Annotated in this window: 13 protein-coding genes and 1 pseudogene; 3 read left to right on the top strand and 11 right to left on the bottom strand. The window is 53.4% G+C overall.

Translation table 11 applies throughout. From position 1 onward, the window contains the following. Positions 1–38: 38 nt before the first annotated feature. The 9 genes from L1N82_RS08875 to chvE form a co-directional block, all read right to left on the bottom strand. Positions 39–2,438 carry a putative bifunctional diguanylate cyclase/phosphodiesterase gene (locus L1N82_RS08875; RefSeq protein WP_235287035.1) on the bottom strand — a complete coding sequence of 800 codons (2,400 nt, stop codon included), beginning with the start codon at positions 2,436–2,438 and terminating at the stop codon, positions 39–41. Between the two features lie 222 nt (positions 2,439–2,660). After that, on the bottom strand, positions 2,661–3,665 hold the full coding sequence (locus tag L1N82_RS08870; RefSeq protein WP_235287034.1) for a cation diffusion facilitator family transporter: 1,005 nt from the start codon (positions 3,663–3,665) through the stop codon (positions 2,661–2,663). Positions 3,666–3,679: 14 nt separating this feature from the next. After that, positions 3,680–3,988, bottom strand: coding sequence for an ArsR/SmtB family transcription factor (locus L1N82_RS08865; RefSeq protein ID WP_235287033.1), 309 nt, complete (start codon positions 3,986–3,988; stop codon positions 3,680–3,682). Positions 3,989–4,109: 121 nt separating this feature from the next. Beyond that, positions 4,110–5,318, bottom strand: a complete 1,209-nt coding sequence (locus L1N82_RS08860; RefSeq protein ID WP_235287032.1) for a response regulator transcription factor — start codon at positions 5,316–5,318, stop codon at positions 4,110–4,112. Then, complete coding sequence (locus L1N82_RS08855; protein ID WP_235287031.1) at positions 5,281–7,134, bottom strand: cache domain-containing sensor histidine kinase; 1,854 nt, start codon at positions 7,132–7,134, stop codon at positions 5,281–5,283. The genes L1N82_RS08860 and L1N82_RS08855 overlap by 38 nt, the downstream gene beginning before the upstream one ends. A gap of 34 nt (positions 7,135–7,168) precedes the next feature. Next, the gene (locus L1N82_RS08850; RefSeq protein ID WP_235287030.1) at positions 7,169–8,185 is read right to left on the bottom strand and encodes a substrate-binding domain-containing protein; all 1,017 of its coding nucleotides are present in this window, start codon (positions 8,183–8,185) and stop codon (positions 7,169–7,171) included. A gap of 163 nt (positions 8,186–8,348) precedes the next feature. Continuing rightward, a complete protein-coding gene (gene mmsB, locus L1N82_RS08845) occupies positions 8,349–9,542 on the bottom strand; it encodes a multiple monosaccharide ABC transporter permease (RefSeq protein ID WP_235287029.1) in 1,194 nt (397 codons plus the stop codon). Beyond that, positions 9,539–11,080, bottom strand: a complete 1,542-nt coding sequence (gene mmsA / locus L1N82_RS08840) for a multiple monosaccharide ABC transporter ATP-binding protein (protein ID WP_235287028.1) — start codon at positions 11,078–11,080, stop codon at positions 9,539–9,541. The genes mmsB and mmsA overlap by 4 nt, the downstream gene beginning before the upstream one ends. 150 nt (positions 11,081–11,230) lie before the next feature. Next, positions 11,231–12,337, bottom strand: a complete 1,107-nt coding sequence (chvE, locus tag L1N82_RS08835) for a multiple monosaccharide ABC transporter substrate-binding protein (protein ID WP_235287345.1) — start codon at positions 12,335–12,337, stop codon at positions 11,231–11,233. 264 nt (positions 12,338–12,601) lie between these two features. On the opposite strand from chvE, the gene L1N82_RS08830 reads away from it, so the two are divergent. Further along, positions 12,602–12,955 (top strand): hypothetical protein, encoded by a 354-nt coding sequence (locus L1N82_RS08830; protein WP_235287027.1) that lies wholly within the window; start codon positions 12,602–12,604, stop codon positions 12,953–12,955. 113 nt (positions 12,956–13,068) lie between these two features. Here the strand turns inward: L1N82_RS08830 and L1N82_RS08825 are convergent, their stop codons facing one another. Both L1N82_RS08825 and L1N82_RS08820 read right to left on the bottom strand, forming a co-directional pair. Continuing rightward, positions 13,069–13,437, bottom strand: coding sequence for a zinc ribbon domain-containing protein (locus L1N82_RS08825; protein ID WP_235287026.1), 369 nt, complete (start codon positions 13,435–13,437; stop codon positions 13,069–13,071). A 195-nt stretch (positions 13,438–13,632) separates the two neighbouring features. After that, a complete protein-coding gene (locus L1N82_RS08820; protein WP_235287025.1) occupies positions 13,633–16,416 on the bottom strand; it encodes a chitinase N-terminal domain-containing protein in 2,784 nt (927 codons plus the stop codon). 355 nt (positions 16,417–16,771) lie between these two features. On the opposite strand from L1N82_RS08820, the gene katA reads away from it, so the two are divergent. Together katA and L1N82_RS08810 are read left to right on the top strand one after the other, a co-directional pair. Continuing rightward, complete coding sequence (gene katA, locus L1N82_RS08815) at positions 16,772–18,238, top strand: catalase KatA (RefSeq protein WP_235287024.1); 1,467 nt, start codon at positions 16,772–16,774, stop codon at positions 18,236–18,238. Positions 18,239–18,563: 325 nt separating this feature from the next. Beyond that, positions 18,564–18,769: pseudogene (locus L1N82_RS08810) on the top strand (IS1182 family transposase); the annotation flags it as partial.

Here is an 18,769-nt window from a genome sequence, read left to right as displayed (position 1 = left end):
CTGCTTCTATCTTAATCACTTCAGCGGTATAAATCCAATCAGCCCGCTGAGTCTGTATCTCGGACCGAATCCGGCATCAGAAGCTGGTCGATATCCTCAGGTTCAGAGGGATGCCCGCACAGATATCCCTGTACCTCATGGCAGCCCAGACGCTTCAGAATATCCAGCTGCGCTTCCGTCTCCACCCCCTCTGCCAAAACCTCCATCTCCAGATGCTCTGACAGACGGATGATGGTCTCGATGATTGCGGCATCCTTGCTGCTGGCTTCAATATCGCGGATCAGCGACTTGTCAATCTTGATTGTGCGGAAAGGAAAGCGGCTCAGCAAACCAAGAGAGGAGAAGCCTGTCCCAAAATCATCAATCGCCAGTGCAACGCCCATATCGACGATTTCCTCACATACCTTGAGCGTCTGCTCCACATCCCCGATCATCGTGCTCTCGGTTATTTCCAGACATAGATTTGCCGGCGGAAACTGATAAAGCTCCAGCATGCTCCTCAGCTTCGCCGCAAGGGTCGGATCCTTCAACTGGCGGGCTGACAAATTAACCGAAACAACAAAGTCCTCCCTGCCCGAGCTAATCCAGCGTAATCCTTCAGCTAGTGCCGTTCGGATCACCCATTCCCCGATTGGCACGATGGCCCCGGTCTCTTCGGCCAGCGGAATGAAATCTCCCGGAGATACGACACCGATTTCTGCCGACCGCCAACGCAGCAGGGCCTCAACCCCAATCACCCGATTCGTGCGGATGTCAATTTGCGGCTGGTAATGGAGCGAGAATTCCTCCTCCTCAAGCGCGCGCTGCAGACAATTTGCCAGCTTTAATGCCTTCTCGGCATTTGCCTTCTGTGAGGGCCGGAACAGATGGAACTGGTTACGGCCCTCACGCTTGGCCTCATACATGGCGGAGTCCGCACTCCCTACGATCAATTCCACTTCCATACCGTCTCTTGGCGCAATCGATATCCCGATGCTGGCTGATATTTGGAAGCGGCTGTTCTGAAACAGAAACGGCTCCCGGAGGGCCCGAATAATGAGATGCGCGCATTCCAATGCCTCGTCCGTGCCCGACAACCAGGGCAGGAGGACAATAAATTCATCGCCGCCCAAACGCGAAACACATGCTTTGCCGGGGATAATAGTTTGCAGCCGGTCCGATGCCATCCGCAGCAGTTCATCCCCTGCAGAATGACCGAGTGTATCATTAATCCATTTGAATTGGTCCAGGTCAATCAGCAGCACAGCCAGCTTATCGGTTTCGGGGTTCATCTGCTCCAGATACTCTCCAAGCCGCTCCTGGAACTTTCGTCTGTTGCCAAGCCCTGTAAGTGGATCATGATAGGCCAGAAACTCCAGTTTCGCTTCACTATCCTTCTGCTGCGTGATGTCCTTGGTCATCATGAAGCACCAGATCTGCCCGTCCACTTCAATATATTCGACGTCTGTTTCCATAATATAGCTCTCGCCCAGGAAGTTAGTGACGCGGATTTCCGCATGGAAGGGCTCCTTATCTGCGAACTTTTCATTAACCCATTCATACAGCTTTGCATCCTCTATGGTAATGAAGGAATATATCCGCCGGCCCTTCCAGCTGGCATCCTTCTGGTCGGTAATGCCAAGCATGCGGATGAAAGCTGGATTCGTCTCGGCCATATATCCGTCCTGATCCACCAGCGCTATGCCGTTACGGGACAGCTTGAACAGCATCTGGTATCTTCTTCCGGTCGTGGACAGGAAATCATAGTTAATCATGACATGCCGGATCGCATATACAAGGAACAGCACACTATAAGCCGACATGGCGCCCGGCGGAAGAATTGGAGCATGCTCTGCATAAGGCCGGAAGACGAATAGGGCAAGCACTCCCCAGATGCATGTCAGAGCCGCACCGCGAAGCATAACCCGGTAACGTTCCTTCTCTCTAAGGACCCGAAGCTTGGGCTTGCTGCTTAGCAGAGCTTTGAAAAGCTGCAGCAAGAACAATATAATAGAATAGATTCCAGTTATTAGGAGTACAGCTATCAGATCCGTGCTGTAAATCTCGATATACCAGTAAGACTGCTTCTCAAGGGATATTTCAAAGCCTGGAAGCGGAAAGACCAGCGGTATAATTCCGAATAGCGGAAGCAAGGCCATTACCTGATATATACGGCTGAGCCGGGCATAGGTGAACAGACGGACAAAGTACAGGCCAATCGTCATCGTTGTGAAAGCCGACGGAAGCTTAATATATCGTGCAGCGAGCTGGGCCTTTTCGTACGGCAGCACATTGAACAGGAATTCACCCAAAAACAAAAAGCTGATGGAAATAATAAGCAAAGCAGTCAGGCGGTGCTTGATGCTGCCCGGGTTCCGCAGGTAGATTTCTGCCGACATATAAAAGAGCAGCAGGTAGGGACCAAGCAGAAAAATCAAGGGGAGGAAAAGATCGGTCATCGCGGGTCAGCTCCATTAAAGTTTTCTCAAAAGTTGCGGTTAAGCTGAATATGTAAACGACAGGCGATAAAAGGCGCAAGGTCAAACACACAAGGTCTATATCGGAAGATAGACACCGGCAGTGTAGAGTTGACCGCCTATTATAAATAGTACCACAGACCTATTTGCATTGCTCCAATTATTTAATTCAACCCTTGGAAAATTCTGCTGCCCGCCCTTTTCTTACTGATGAAGACCTTCATGCTCAATGCCCGAATTTTCAACCTGTATCGTTGTATGATGTATCCCGAACCGTTCGCCGATAAGCCGGATTGCCTGCTGCAGGATGCGCTGGCTGTCCCTATTGTCATCAACGAGCAGATGACAGCTCAGCGAATCCATGCCCGAAGTGATTGTCCAGATGTGGAGGTCATGAACGTTAAGCACACCGTCAATTTGCTCAAGAGCCGCCCTTACTGACTGCTGGTCAATGGCTTCCGGTGTGCCTTCCATCAGGATATGCAGCGCGTTGACGAACACGCTCCATGCCCCGCGCAAAATTAGCAGGGATACTGCCATGCTGATGACCGGGTCCGCGATATACCAGCCGAACAGCCACATCACCAGGCCCGCTCCGATCGCACCGATGGAGCCAAGCGCATCACCGAGGATGTGCAGATAGGCACTGCGGAGGTTAATGTTATTTTTCACATCGCCCCTGCTCATCAGAAAATAGGCGCTCAACAGATTGGCCAGCAGGCCAATTAGCGCGATCACCATCATGGAGCCGCTTGATACGGCTGGCGGATTTGCGAAACGCTCGATGGCCTCCCATACAATAAATCCGGCAATGATAAACAGTGATATACCGTTAAAAAGCGCCGCCACGATTTCAAACCGCTGGTAGCCGTAGGTTTTCTTGGGAGATGCCGGCTTGGCCGCGATCCATACGGCAATCAGGCTGAGCACAAGCGAACTGCTGTCACTCAGCATGTGCCCGCTGTCTGACAGGAGGGCGAGACTGCCGGTGAACAGGCCTCCGAAGAACTCCAGCAGCATAATGCCAAATGTAATCGCCAGCGCAATAATTAGCCCCTTCTTGTTCCCTTCCAGATCCACATGATGATGGTGCCCATGATGCCCGTGGTGGTGCCCATGATGTCCGAGATGATGCTCATGATGACTTTGTTCTTGACCATAGCTGTCCTTAGGGCCATCAGCATGCCCGTTGTGTTTGTGCTTTCCCATAGATCGTTCCTCCTCTACCTGTGCTCCGCATGGTCAATGGCCTGCCTGAGCAGTGAGATGACATGGGCGTCATCGCAGCTGTACAGCATGGCCGTACCCTCACGGCGGTACTTCACAAGCCTCATTGTCCTAAGCATTGCCAGTTGATGCGACACTGCCGATTGCGATATCTCAAGCACTTCCGCGATATGGTTGACCGAACACTCCTCCTGCGAAAGCATGTACAGAATCCGTATCCTGGTCGGATCGGCAAGCGCCTTGAAGATCTGTGAAACATCCGTAACTACCTCTGGACTTAAGAAAGAATGCTCTTCTGCTTTCATATTCATACCACCTCATAACAAAATATAACCTATATATGAGCATATGCTCATATATAGGTTATATTACATTTAAGCTGCTATGTCAACTAACCAGCCTCGGTCTCCTAAGGGGAAAGCCGGCTCATGTATGAACCTTGCGGTAATGAGCCGGCGGCACACCGGTAGCTTTCTTAAATGCGGTACTGAAGTAGTGCTGGGTCTCATACCCGATCCGCTGCGCAATTTCATTCATGGTCAGATCTGTGTCGTGGAGCAGCCGTATGGCTTCCTTTATCCGCATTTCAGTCAGCAGTGTGCTGTAGGAAACGCCGGTTTCCTGTTTGAACAGCCTGCTTAGATAAACCGAAGAGACACAGAGCTCTGCGGCAACAGCCTCAAGACTCAATTCCGGTTCGGCATAGCGTTCGGTTATGGCCGCCTTGGCGCGCCTGATTAACGGGGACAGCTTGGCTGACTTGAATACATCCGCCTTCGCTTCTGCGTAGCACTTGTAAACATCGGTCAATCCTCCCGGATTTGCAGCCAGCCTGGCCTGAACCTTAATGTTCAGGCAGTCAGAAACCGCTGTCCCTATTCTCCCCCAAGCCTCACCGTCCGGCTGCTGCCAGAATAAGAGCACGATCATGCCGAAGTCATCCCGGTAGTGAATGAACCGGTACCCAGCCAGTACCTCCTCTACAATATTCTCAATTGCGAAGAGCAGCAGCTGACGATCCTTCTCGGTCAGGAACTGCTTGCCCTTGGAGCCTTCAGGCCAGCGGATTACGCCCACCGCCTCCGGCGGCCTGACCGGCATGCCTAGGAATGCCAGCTGCTCGCGCAGCTCCTCCTCCGACAGCTCGCCGGCCATCCATTCGAGGCAGAACCGCTCCCGCAGCATTCCCATGTTCTTCTCAAGCTGCCTGGAGGCAAGAGCCATCCGTTCCTCCTGGTGCTTCTCAGCTGTAAGCCTGGCAGCAGTCTTCTCCAGCAGCCCCTGCAGCTGTCCGGGATTGACCGGCTTAAGCAGATAATCGTCCACACCGAGCCGTATCGCTTCCTGCGCATAGCCGAATTCATCATGCCCGGTAATAATAATTATTTTGCAGGAGGGATGCTGCTCCCGCAGCTTGCCGATCAAGACAAGACCGCTCATGATCGGCATGTTCAAATCAACCAGCACGATGTCAACATTTTCCCTAAGTGCTATATCGAGTGCTTCTTCCCCGTCCTCCGCCTCACCAGCGATGGTCAGGCCAAGCTCCTCCCAGGAAACTGAGCCGCGAATGCCTTCCCTGATAATCGGTTCATCATCAGCAATCAACACCTTCCACAGCCGCTCCCGTTCCATAAACTTTCTCCCCTTCCTCCTCCAGCAGCGGATGCCGGATTGTTACAGCCGATCCTATGCCCGGTTCACTCTCCACCTCTATGCCATACTCCCAACCGAAGGCAAGACGGATTCGCTCCTGGATATTTACGAGCCCATACCCGCCAGCTCCTTCCTCTCCCGGTACTCCATGGCTCTGCCGCCGGTCCAGTGTGCCCGCTCTGTCTAACCGGACACGAAGGGCGTGGAGGGCAGCCGCATCCATTCCTGCACCGTCATCTTCCACGACAAGCAGCAATCTGTTACCCTTTACTGCCGTACGAATCCGGACCATACCCGGCCCCCTTCGCTCCTTGATTCCGTGATAGATGGCATTCTCCACAATCGGCTGCAGCGTCAGCTTCGTCACCAGAAGATCGCCGGTCTGCGGCTCCGAGTCAATTGAATAGCTGAGCTTGTCCTTATACCGGGTCTTCTGGATTTCCAGATAGCTGCGGATATGGGCAAGCTCATCCTGCAGCGGAACCAGCTCACGCCCTTTGCTGAGACCGATGCGGAACAAGCGGGACAGCGATTCAACCACCTCCGCAGCCTGAGCCGCTCCGTCCTTGCGGGCTAGCCATTGGATCGTGTCGAGCGTGTTGTACAGAAAATGCGGCTTAATATGCGCCTGCAGACTTCGCAGCTCCGCCTCCCGCTTCTGGCGCTGTTCCTCCCCGACCTGTTCCAGAAGCCGGTTGATCTGCGTGAGCATCCCATTAAAGCTGCGCCCCAGTATGCCCACTTCGTCCTGTCGTGTGCCCGGATAACGAATCGTCAGGTTCCCTTCCTCCACCTTGCGCATGGTCGAGGCCAGCTGTGTAATGGGGCGTGATATGGAATAGGACAAATAATAAGAGGCTGCAATGCCGAGCAGACAGGCAGCGAAGACGAAGATCAGCAGGAACAGGTTGATCTGTCTGACCTCGGCTGCTGATTCCCGTACATCGAATACCCCGACTGTCGCCCAATTCGTGAATGGCGAGCGGGCATAGATGAACTGAAAGGAACGGTCGCCGATCCTCTCGGCAAACGTCCCTGACATATCCCTGAGCTGTCCTCTGTCAAATGAAGCTGCAACAGATTGGCGCGGCGCATAGATGCTGTCTCCCTTCTCATCAACGACCATGAGATAGCCCGATTTGCCGAGACGCACATCCTTAACGGTTTCCGCGATCACGCGCAGCTTCAGATCAATCAGCACGACACCCAGCGTTATCTGGCGTTCGGGGTCCAGAATCGCCCGCACGACAGACACGACCTCCTCGTCCTTGTAGTTCGCATGCGTTATGACATTGCGATCTGAAGGATGGCCGATCATCTTGAATATGCCCTTCGCCGCTGCCGCTTCCCTATACCACTGTTCCTCCGTTAGACTGCGGCTGGTCCGGGCATACATTTCGTTACTGATATAATCACCGTGGGCGCCAACAACCATAATGCCGGCTATTTCCGGGTAGAGGGTCGTAAAGCCCTGCAGAAACTTCTTGGTTTCATACCGCGCGTTCCCCTGCTCCAGCGCTGCCTCGCCCTCCTCAAGAAACCGGATAATGGCAGGATTAAAGGATATAAAATACGTATGATTCTGCAGATTCTGCGCGTAAAAATCCAGGGACTGGCTTACACTCCCGATTAATCTTGCGGTCTGACTGTTGACCTGCTTGCCGATAATGGTGTCTGTCGCCCAAGCAATCAGTACCCCAATTGTCGCAGCAGGCAGGATGCTGATCAGGATGAAATGAAGGATAAGCTTGTACCTTATCGGCCAGTTATTAAGCGCAAGCGGATTATATCGCATCGATGTTATCCTCCCGGTTGTTCAGGCGGTTATGCTACTTGGCATAATAATCGTCCACACTGCTCTGCGTCACGATGGATATTCCGGTATCCACATAGACAGGAAGCTGCGGGACCCGGCTGCTCTTGCGGTCCGCACCCGGCTGGACGATGTCATGCTCCAGATGGAACAGATGCATCAGCGCCCAATACCCCATATTCCATGTACCTTGGGCGAGCGTTGCCGCTATGGTTCCTTCCTTCACCATATCTAGCGTGCCTTTATCCGTATCGAAGCTGATAATCCGGACCTGCGGCAGCATCCCTGCCGACTTTACAGCCCGTCCGACACCGACACCTCCATTAGCTTCTGTAGCGAACACGCCAACCAGTTCAGGATATTCCGCGAGCAGCTCCCGGGCAGCCTCCTCCGATGCAAGCTGATCGCCTTCTCCGTCCGTTACGGCAACGATATCGATTTCCGGATAGTCCGAGGCCATGACGGAGCGGAAGCCCTCAGTCCGTTCCCGGTGATTAAGCTGCCCTGGTCTTGTAACAATAGCCACAGCCCCTCGCTGCCCGATCAGTTCCGCCATCTTGTGAGCTGCCACTTCACCCGCATTATAATTGTCCGTCCCAAGAAACGAGTAGGCCCTGCTGGCCGGAGCGCCCGAGTCGAACAGCACGACCGGAATCCCCGCCTCCACCGCCTTATCAATAGTCGGTACCAGAGCCTCCGGATCCATTGCAGACAAGGCGATCCCGGCAGGCTTGCGGGCGATGACCTGCTCCAATACCGTAATCTGCTCGTTCATATCATATTGGGTGGCACCACGGTATTCGACCGATACACCCAGCACCTGTGCAGCATCCTCGAAGCCCTTCAGCCCGGTCTTCCAGTAGTCAATGCCTGATTGGAACGTAACCATTACATATTTCTCTTCCATGGTGCCCTGCAGACGCTCGTCAGGAGGAAGACCGGTATCTGCGGTAAAACTCCGGAAGTAGAAGAAGTACAAGAAGATCATAAAGCCGGCAATGAGCAGGGTATAAAGCAGCAGCATTTTCTTCATCTCGTTCGCTCCTCGACTTGAAATGACAGTTCCGCTTCTATTATACCGTGCATGCTTAATCGGTAAAGCGCAACCATTTCCAACTGAGTACGATTACGGCTGCTGAAGAGAATCGGCCCTGCAGAACACCGCTTCCAGCGTGCCCTACCCCACTGTCACAAATTTAAGCTGTCTTGTTCTTATTGTAGAGATCGAAGGCAACTGCGAGCAGCAGCACCAGACCTTTAATGCCCTGCTGCCAGTCGATGCCAAGACCGACCAGTGACATCCCGTTGTTCATAACGCCCATGACGAGACCCCCGACGATCGCGCCGATTACCGTTCCTACACCGCCAGTCGCTGATGCACCGCCGATGAAGCAGGCTGCAATGGCATCAAGCTCAAAGTTGACGCCCGCCTTTGGTGTGGCAGCCCCAAGCCTTGCGGCAAACACCAGACCGGCGAGCGCGGCCAGGACGCCCATATTGACGAACACCCAGAACGTCATCTTCTTCGTCTTCACTCCGGACAGCGCCGCTGCCTTCTCGTTGCCGCCGAGGGCATAGATGTGGCGTCCCATAATCGTCTTGCGCATGAAGAACGTGTAGATCACAATGAGCAGGAACAGCATAACGAGAATATTAGGAATGCCTGCATACGAAGCAAGCACATACGTGAAGAGATTGATAATCACCAGCAGGACAGCCAGCTTGCCGATGAACAGCGGCAGCGGAAGCACATCGAAGCCGTAACGCTGCTGCGTCAGCCTGCCCTTCCACTCTAAGAAGATGAGGATCAGCGAGACGGCGGCTCCCGCAAGCAGCGTTACCATATGAAAGCCGTATTCTCCCGGGATATCCGGTATGAAGCCTGCACTCATCTTCTGAAAAGCCCGCGGGTACCCGGATATCGACTGACCCTCAAGCACAATCAGCGTAAGCCCCCTGAATAGAAGCATGCCGGCCAGCGTAACGATGAATGACGGAATGCGCACGTACGCCACCCAGAAGCCCTGCCAGGCTCCAATGAGAGCCCCAATCAAGAGAGACAGCAGCATGGCCGGTACAAAATGCATCTGCCATTCCACGATCATGATCGCAGACACGGCACCGACAAAGGCGGCTACCGAGCCGACAGACAAGTCAATATGGCCGGTAATAATGACTAGCAGCATGCCGATTGCCAGAATAAGAATATAGCTGTTCTGCAGGATGAGGTTCGTAATATTAATCGGCTTTAACAGAATCCCATCCGTCAATATCTGAAATAACAACATGATCAGCAGCAGCGCAATAAACATGCCGTACTGCCTGATATTGCCTTTAAACAACCGGCCCAGTGACCAGCCGCTCTGCCCCTTGGTTACTTCCGCTCTCATATCACATCAGCCCCCTTGCCCTTAGTCATCCATTTCATCAGCACTTCCTGAGTGGCATCCTTGCGCAGCACCTCGCCGGTAAACCGTCCCTCGCTCATGACGTAAATCCGGTCACACATCCCAAGCAGCTCAGGCAGCTCCGACGAAATCATCAGAATGCCCTTGCCGCTGTCGGCCAGCTGATTGATGATCGTGTAGATCTCATATTTGGCGCCGACGTCAATTCCGCGTGTCGGCTCATCCAGGATCAGCAGGTCCGGATCGGTGAATATCCATTTGCTCAGTACGACCTTCTGCTGATTGCCGCCGCTCAAGTTACCGGTCTTTTGCAGAATGCTCGGCGTCTTGATCGCCAGCTTGCGCCGGAAGCTCTCCGCCTCCACTACTTCCTGATTATCGTTCACAACCAGAGACTTGGAAATTTTCTTGAGATTAGCCAGCGTCGTATTCCGCTTGATATCGTCTGTCAGGATAAGACCATAATGCTTACGGTCCTCCGTTACATAAGCAATCCCTTCTTCGATTGCCTGCGATACATTGCGGAATGTGACCTCCTTGCCGTCCTTGAACAGCTGCCCGCTGATCCGGCTGCCGTACGACCTGCCGAATATGCTCATCGCAAGCTCCGTCCGTCCGGCTCCCATCAGGCCTGCGATACCGACAATCTCCCCCCGCCGGATCTGCAGGTTGACGCCAGCCACCACCTTACGCTCCTGCTGCGCCGGATGGTGGACGGTCCAGTCCTTCACCTGAAAAAATACCGGCCCGATCTTCGGCTCACGCTCGGGATAGCGGTGCGTGAGATCACGTCCAACCATACCCTTAATAATCCGGTCCTCGTTAATGCTGTCCTTCTTCATGTCTAGTGTCTCTATCGTCTGTCCGTCCCGCAGGATGGTGATGGAGTCGGCCACCTTCGTAATTTCATTCAGCTTGTGCGAGATGAGGATGCAGGTTATCCCCTGCTGCTTGAAGCTCAGCATCAGATTGAGCAGATTCTCGCTGTCCTCTTCATTAAGAGCCGCTGTCGGTTCATCGAGAATAAGCAGCTTAACCTTCTTGGACAGCGCCTTAGCGATTTCCACCAGCTGCTGCTTGCCGACGCCAATCGTGGATACGACCGTGCCCGGATCCTCGGGCAGCCCGACGGTTTGCAGCAGGTCCCGCGTCTTGACAATCGTGTCATGCCAGTTGATCACGCCCCGGCTGGCCCGTTCATTGCCGAGAAAGATATTTTCTGCTATAGACAGCTGCGGGATAAGCGCCAACTCCTGATGAATGATGACAATGCCCAGCTCCTCACTGTCCTTAATCCCCCGAAACTCACAGGGCCTGCCCTTGAATAAAATATCGCCGCTGTAGGAGCCATGCGGATAGACACCGCTGAGCACCTTCATCAGCGTTGACTTGCCCGCGCCGTTCTCGCCCATCAGCGCATGGATCTCGCCTTCCTTCACCTGAAGATTGACATCACTCAAGGCCTTAACACCGGGGAAGGTCTTGGTGATGCCGCGCATTTCGAGTATGACGTCCGCCATGATAGCCACCCGCCTTCCTTAACTTGTGCCGCCTGGCTGCGGCCGCTCTTCATACGTAAATTCCCTGCTGGACTGCACTGAACTGCATACGGATTGCGGACAGCTGAAGCAGCTGCCCGCATTCCTGCTCGCCAGTAAAGGCTGTTTCCGTCACTTCAGCTGGTCTTCACTGTAATAGCCAGCCTCTACAAGAACTTCCTTGTAGTTGTCCTTATCAACGGACAACGGTTCAAGCAGGTAGGCCGGTACAACCTTCATGCCATTATCATAGGTTTCCCTATCATTGACTTCCGCTTCCTCGCCCTTCAGCACGCTGTCGGCCATCGCGACAGCTTTCTTCGCCAGCTCCCGCGTATCTTTGAACACTGTCATCGTCTGCTCGCCTGCCATAATGGATTTAATCGAGGCCAGCTCTGCATCCTGACCGGTTATGACCGGCATTGGTTTGCTCTCCGAGCCGTACCCGACACCCTTCAGAGAGGAGATGATGCCGATACTAATTCCGTCATACGGGGACAGCACGGCGTCCACCTTTTCCGAGGAGTAGAACGCGCTGATCAGATTGTCCATACGGGCTTGGGCGGTTGCTCCATCCCAGCGGAGTGTGGCCGCCTGCTCCACATCGGTCTGACCGCTGCGGACCACAAGCTTGCCGCTGTCGATGTAAGGCTGAAGGACGGACATCGCGCCATCGAAGAAGAAATACGTATTGTTGTCGTCCGGCGAACCCGCAAACAGCTCAATGTTAAACGGCCCCTTGCCCTCCTTCAGCCCAAGCTTATCCTCGATATAGGAAGCCTGCAGCACGCCTACCTTGAAGTTATCGAAGGTTGCGTAATAATCGACATTCTCGCTCTGCTTAATCAGCCGGTCGTAGGCAATTACCGGGATTTCGGATAGAGCCGCTTTATCCAGCACATCAGTCAGCGCCTGACCGTCTATCGGTGCTATAACAAGCACATCAACGCCCTTGGTAATCATGTTCTCAATCTGGGAAACCTGATTCTCCACCACATCCTCGGCATACTGGAGATCAACCTGATAGCCAAGCGACTCAAATTCCTTCTGCATATTGGCCCCGTCACTGACCCAGCGCTCAGAGGATTTGGTCGGCATGGAGATCCCGACTTTACCCCCCGAGCCTTCAGAATTCCCCCCTGCTACGCCGCTGCCCTCCGTGCCTCCGCCGTTGCTGCCGCAAGCGGCTGTCCAGATCATCACCACAATCAACAGCATAGTTGTAAGCGCTCTCTTCATCATGTAATCAAACCCCTCTCTTCATCATTGGCTGCCGCTGCCGCTATCAGGCTGCTAACCGGCTGCTACTAGCATAAAGGACTGGAGCGGTCCCGGTCTTTCCAATCTGTTAACGGTTTTTTATACTTTATCAACCAATCCCTCCGTAATTCGGGAGCTCTGAATAAGCAGGTGGAAGGAATGCCCATACTAACGAAGATTCGGTCATTGCTCTCTTGGGGTAATGTAGGGGTATATCGGATTTTCAATAAGGAGGCAACGGTTATGAAGGAAAACAATGAAAACAGACATTCACTCGCCACCGAACGCGATATTGATCCGGAGTTCGGCTTGTTTGAAGATAACCGAGTAAGCCAGGCAGTGCCGGATGCAGAGGAGGAGCTGCTGAGCAGCTATCCCGAAGAGAAGGTCCGGAGGGAAGCATCACATGATGAATCAGGCGAAAGTATTGAGGACATCCCGGATGCTGATGCCATTTCCGCAGACAGCCCGGTGGATCCTGCTTCGCCGCATGATCATTTCCACGGAACAGATCTGCTGAACGGAGCCGGAGCCGAGCCTGGTGAAGAGAAGTTTGACCGCAGGTTCGATACCGTGAGGGATACTAAAGAGGAATAAACAATAAAGCACCGCGCGGAGTGACCCCGCTGCGGTGCTTATTATATGTATGCCCTAGTAGGCGCCAGATCTTACCGCATACGACGATGCAGTATAACGGAACAGCCAGATCCTTATCCTCCAAAGCCGCTGCCGCACTGTACGCAGAACTGTGTATCCGCTGCTGCTTTATAGCCGCATTTGGGGCAATCCTTCTCATTGGTAAGCAGTCTGATCTCCAGCAGGTTGGCCTGAATCTCTTCCTTCAGCACATTGACCCGGTCAATAAGCGGGGCCCAGCGGGCAGACAGCTCGGGATTCATACCGGCTGAACCTGCACTTGTCTCCGCCTCATACACCATTCGGCCGATTTCCTGCCAATGCTTGTCGATTTCCCCCTGCTTGGAGCTGTTCTGCATTTTCAGCCGGTTTACTTCGACAACAATCTTCGCCTTGTTTCCGGCTTCCTTCACACCTGACTTGAACTTATCCATGAAATTCACGGCCCTACTCCTCCTCGTTGACTCCCTGAATAATCCTCTGTCGAAAAACTGTTGATTCTGTCCGTTTTTCCGACACCTTCTCACTATATCTATGCCGCAGCCCGTGCACAATGACCATCTGCCTAAGTTTAGCTAAAAAAAGAAGCAGGCAGCGGATGCCCGCTGCCTGCCCCATATTCGTGGTTTAACCCTGGCTTATGCTGCCTGCTTGCTGCTTTCGTTCACGATTACTACAATACTCTCACTTGATGTAACTCCTGCCGCGTTCACAAGCTCACAGCGGTAGCTGTATTCACCAGGTGCTTTATCCGCAAAGGCCGTTACGGCCTTCTGGGCGGATGGCGTTGCGGCTGTCAGCTGCTGTGTATCCACCAGCACGTCATTCTCATACAGCCGGTATTCCGTGGCGTTTGTCCCCCACCACATGTTCATCGTTACCGTGTAACTGCCGTCACGGTCCCAATTGTTCTGGAACAGGACCGGCTTGCCGGGATTCGCGTCCTTGACAACGACCACATGCTCCTGGCATGCCGTCTTGCCAGCTGCGTTCACCAGCTCACAGGTATACGTGTATGTACCGTTCGCCTTGCCTGTTACTTCATAAGACGCCGTCTGGGCTGACGGAGAAGCCGCTGTCAGCTTCTGCGTGCTGATCAGCTCGCCGTTCTCATACAGCCGGAACTCCGTGCCGTTCTCTCCCCACCACATGTTCATGGTGATCGTATAGCTGCCGTCACGCAGTCCGTTGTCATGGCCATTGTTATCTCGCAGGACAGGCTTGCCCGGTGCTGCTGCAGGAGTCTGAATAACCTCATGCAGCGTAATATCGGATAAACCGCGCGGCTTCAGCTGATAGACACCTTTGAAAATAGCGGAAACACCTGTAATGTCGAGCACATCACCCTCTTGATAGGGAAAATCTGCCAGACTGAGTCCTGTCCGTACATCCACGCGGACATGCGTGCTCACGCCGTCCTTCACCGCGTCAAACTCGAAGGAGCCGGAAGGGCTGGCGGTTACAAAATTGCTCACAACCGCACCGCTAATGGCAATTAGCTGGCCCTGGTTAGCATCGGTCACGGTATCTGCCGGGGCAGCTGCCGGAAGCTCTGCCGTACCTGTCTTTTCAATGGCCTCAACATCTGCCAGCTCGAGCTCCGTGTTATACAGCGTCAGCGGGGCTGTAATCTTGAGCACATCCCCTTGCTGAAAGCCGCTCTGGGTTTGATAGACATAGATACCGCCTGTCTCATCCTGCAGGTAGAAGGCTTGTCCGCCAAAAGAACCGGGCACAGTGGTAACTGTGCCCTCCACGGTAACGACTGTGCCAACCGACTTGGATCTCGCATCGGCAATTGTGCTGAGCGCCGGGGCCGGGTTCCCTTCAGCCGGTAGCGGCTCGGCCGGAACATTAGCAAGCGTAACGGATTTTGTCAGCAGGTTGCTTCCATTTTGACGGAGGCGAAGGTTCGCCGCTCCGCTTGTACCCGGCTTGATACGGACGGTTAAATCCTTGTACGCACGGCCTTTGCTGTCTGAGGTCGCACTAAATGCGCTGCTGTATCCGTAAGAAGCCGGCCAGCTGCCGTTCTCGTTCTGTACCTGGGCGACCTGTGTGCCGCCTGCCAAGTAAATACCTGCGCTGAGTCCCGAAACCGTCGTGTTCGCCGGCAAATTCTCAATCAGCACACGAATCTGGAAGGTCTCAGCATTAGGCAGCTGAGCTTGGTGCACGAAGCTGTAGACAGGATTCTGAACGACAGTACCCTGACTGCCGTAAGAGCCCGGCTTAAACGTCGAAGGATCCCACCACTTGTAGCCTGCCGCTGGCGCAGACCATGGCTCAGCCTGCGGCTCCGTGGAGGCCGCCGGTTCTTCGAAGGCCAGCAGCTTTGTAGCGTTATCCAGCTCGAGGCCTTCTACCTGCTCCAGGCTTGTATAGCTCTCCTGCTCAGACAGCCAGTTAATCAGATTCACAAGCAGTACGCCGTCATCGACTTCCTTGAAGCCATCATAGGTTGTCTTCTTCCCGCCTGTCTCTTCACGCAAATATTTAGGCGTAGCATCCTCTACCGGTGAGGAATCCCCGATGAAAGCCGCTTTGCCCGCTCCCAGCTTGGATACTGCTACATAAGGCCCTTCTGCAATGCCGCCCCCGTTATATACACCCTGGTCCACGGCATGCGGCCATGCTTCATTGGTCTCAGGCACATAGACGATGCCCTTTGCTTTTGACGGGTCCGTAATAGCAAGCGTGGAACCGGCATGCATTGCAACCGCCGATACGCCTTCCGTGATACCGAACGCCTGGTCAGGCGCTACGATCTGATTCGCTGTTACGTTGCCGAGCGAATTGTAGCGGAAACGGACACCGAACTTGGTGCCGAGCCAGTCCGAGCTTACGACTCCCTGCATCGCAGCCGAGTTCTTCTCCTCTGTGCTCATGCCCTTGGTCGGATCTTCCCATGCTCCGCGGCGGTAGCCGTTGAACGACTCCGAACCGTCCCAGCGGTTCTTATTCCGGTCTGCATTATAATGATCGCCGATGAAGAAGATGCTGCCGCCGTCCATGACATACTTCTCCATGGCCGCCTGCTCGCTTTGCTTAAACGGAATATTCGGCTCCGCAATAACGAAGACGTCGTACGCCTTCAGGTCGTCATACGTGAACGGCGCCGATTTGCGCAGCTCTTTTACATAAAAGCCGTCATTGGCCAGTGCATTCGCAAAATCCGAGAACCCGCCGTCAATTACCCAGTCGGCTGCGCCGGCTGTCTGGGCGTGTGTGTTGTCAAAGAGGACCTTCTTGCCCGCATTATCATTAACTACCTTGGGCTCGATATAAGGCGCTGGATCTGTCGGGCCTTCCGCCTTGGCGGGATACATGCCGCCAGTTAATCCGGTCACAAGAGTGACCGCAACCGTCAGGGCAACGAACCATTTCGACCACAACGTATTACCTTTTCCTGCTTGTCTCATCATTACCTCCTACTAATCGCTAAATTGCACTGCGCCACCATTCTATCATGGGATTCTCCCAACAGATGATATAGATTTTGTAAATTGGCAGACTCCGGCGCGTTTATTCATTTCCCCCTCATTTAAGCTTCATTAATGGTCGAATTATGACATCTCTCCGATTCCCTTCTACATTTATCGACAGCCCCAAAAATCGGTGATATAGTAAATCTAGCTTGATTAGCTTGGGAAAATGAAGGGCGATAGACGGCTGCCAGCTTCGCTGATTCCGTCTCTTATTCCCCGTCAGGGCTAAAGCTGATCGGGCTTCCATATACCTGTATGGAGACAACATTTAACGATGAGGTGATCGATCTTGAGTACAAGTAATCAGAATAGTCCGAATAAACTAACAACAAGTACAGGTGCTCCGGTAGGCGATAACCAGAACTCGCTGACCGCCGGACCGCGCGGTCCGGTCTTGATTCAGGATGTGCATCTCCTTGAGAAGCTTGCTCACTTTAACAGAGAGCGTGTGCCAGAACGGGTCGTGCATGCCAAGGGTGCAGGCGCACACGGTTATTTTGAGGTAACCCGGGATGTATCAAGCTATACGAAAGCAGCGTTCCTCTCTGAAGTCGGCAAGCGGACGCCTATGTTCATCCGGTTCTCTACCGTTGCCGGTGAGCTCGGCTCAGCCGATACGGTACGCGACCCCCGCGGATTTGCCGTTAAATTTTATACCGAAGAAGGAAACTATGATCTGGTCGGCAACAACACGCCAGTCTTCTTCATTCGTGATGCGATTAAATTCCCGGATTTCATTCATACCCAAAAACGCCATCCCCAGACCCACTTGAAAAATCCGAATGCCGTATGGGATTTCTGGTCGCTCTCCCCTGAATCGCTGCATCAGGTTACCATCCTGATGTCCGACCGCGGCATTCCGGCTACATACCGCCATATGCACGGGTTCGGCAGCCATACCTTCAAATGGGTGAATGCCGAAGGCAAGGGTGTATGGGTGAAATACCACTTCAAGACAGAGCAGGGCGTCAAGAATCTGGATGTCAACTTGGCGGCAGAGCTTGCAGGCACGAATCCGGATTATCATACCGAGGACCTGTTCAACGCCATCGACAAGGGAGACTTCCCTGCCTGGAAGCTGTTCGTTCAGATCATGCCGCTGGAAGATGCGGATACCTACCGGTTCGATCCGTTTGACGTAACGAAGGTATGGTCTCAGAAGGATTATCCGCTGATTGAAGTGGGACGTATGGTGCTGGACCGTAATCCGGAAAATTATTTTGCAGAAGTGGAGCAGGCCACCTTCTCGCCTGGCAACTTCGTTCCCGGTATCGAAGCATCACCTGACAAGATGCTGCAGGGCCGCCTGTTCGCCTACTCGGATGCGCACCGCTACCGTGTCGGCGCTAATCACAACACACTGCCGGTCAACCGTCCGGTGGCCGAAGTGCGGAACAACCAGCGTGATGGCCAGATGCGTGCCGACGGCAACGGAGGCTCCTCCACCTATTACGAGCCGAACAGCTTCGGAGGACCTACTGAATCGCCTAAGGACCGCATTTCACCGTTCGAGGTGTCAGGGTATGCGGACAGCACCGCTTATGATCATGACGACCACTACACACAAGCCGGTGACTTGTACCGTCTGCTGAGTGAGGATGAGCGCGCTCGCCTTGTCGCCAACATCGTCGGTGCAATGAAGCCGGTTGAGCATGATGAGATCAAGCTGCGTCAGATTGCCCATTTCTACAAAGCCGACCCGGAATATGGGCAGCGGGTAGCTGAAGGGCTTGGACTGCAAGTGCCCAAGGCATAATATTATTGTCATCCACGATATAACTGAACAAACAAAGGGGGTGTCCCATAAGTCATTCAAGATGACATGGGGCACCCCCTGTATTAATTCGGGCCAAACAAAAGCTACTGCGCATTTCGAATATTCTTAAGGGCCGCTGTTGCTCATGGATTCCTTTAACAATTAAGCAAGGATGGAATCCCCAAGAAAAGGCGGACGCTACCGCTTCTCCAGAAACATTCGACCTGCTCCGTTTTGGTTTACCCTTCCAAATTTAAAAAGAAAAAGAAACCTGTCTTTGTTAGGATGGAAGTACCACCCACCATCTAAAGAAGAGAGGTTTCTTATGTATATCCAATATACTATGGACCATCTAGCCTTGCCAATGGACCTGCAAGAAGACGTCCCTCCAAACCATCTCGTCCGTATCGTTAATGATGCTGTCAACCACTTGCCTATAAGCTTATTTGCAAAAGCTTACCCCGGTGGTGGCCGGGACAGCTACCATCCCAAAATGCTAACGAAGATCATCATCTACGCCTACACGCAGCG

It is taken from the genome of Paenibacillus tarimensis (assembly GCF_021532315.1).
Classification (GTDB): Bacteria; Bacillota; Bacilli; order Paenibacillales; family Paenibacillaceae; genus Paenibacillus_I; species Paenibacillus_I tarimensis.
The sequence above is the reverse complement of the archived record's forward strand: the minus strand, read 5'-3'. Positions and strand labels throughout refer to the sequence as shown.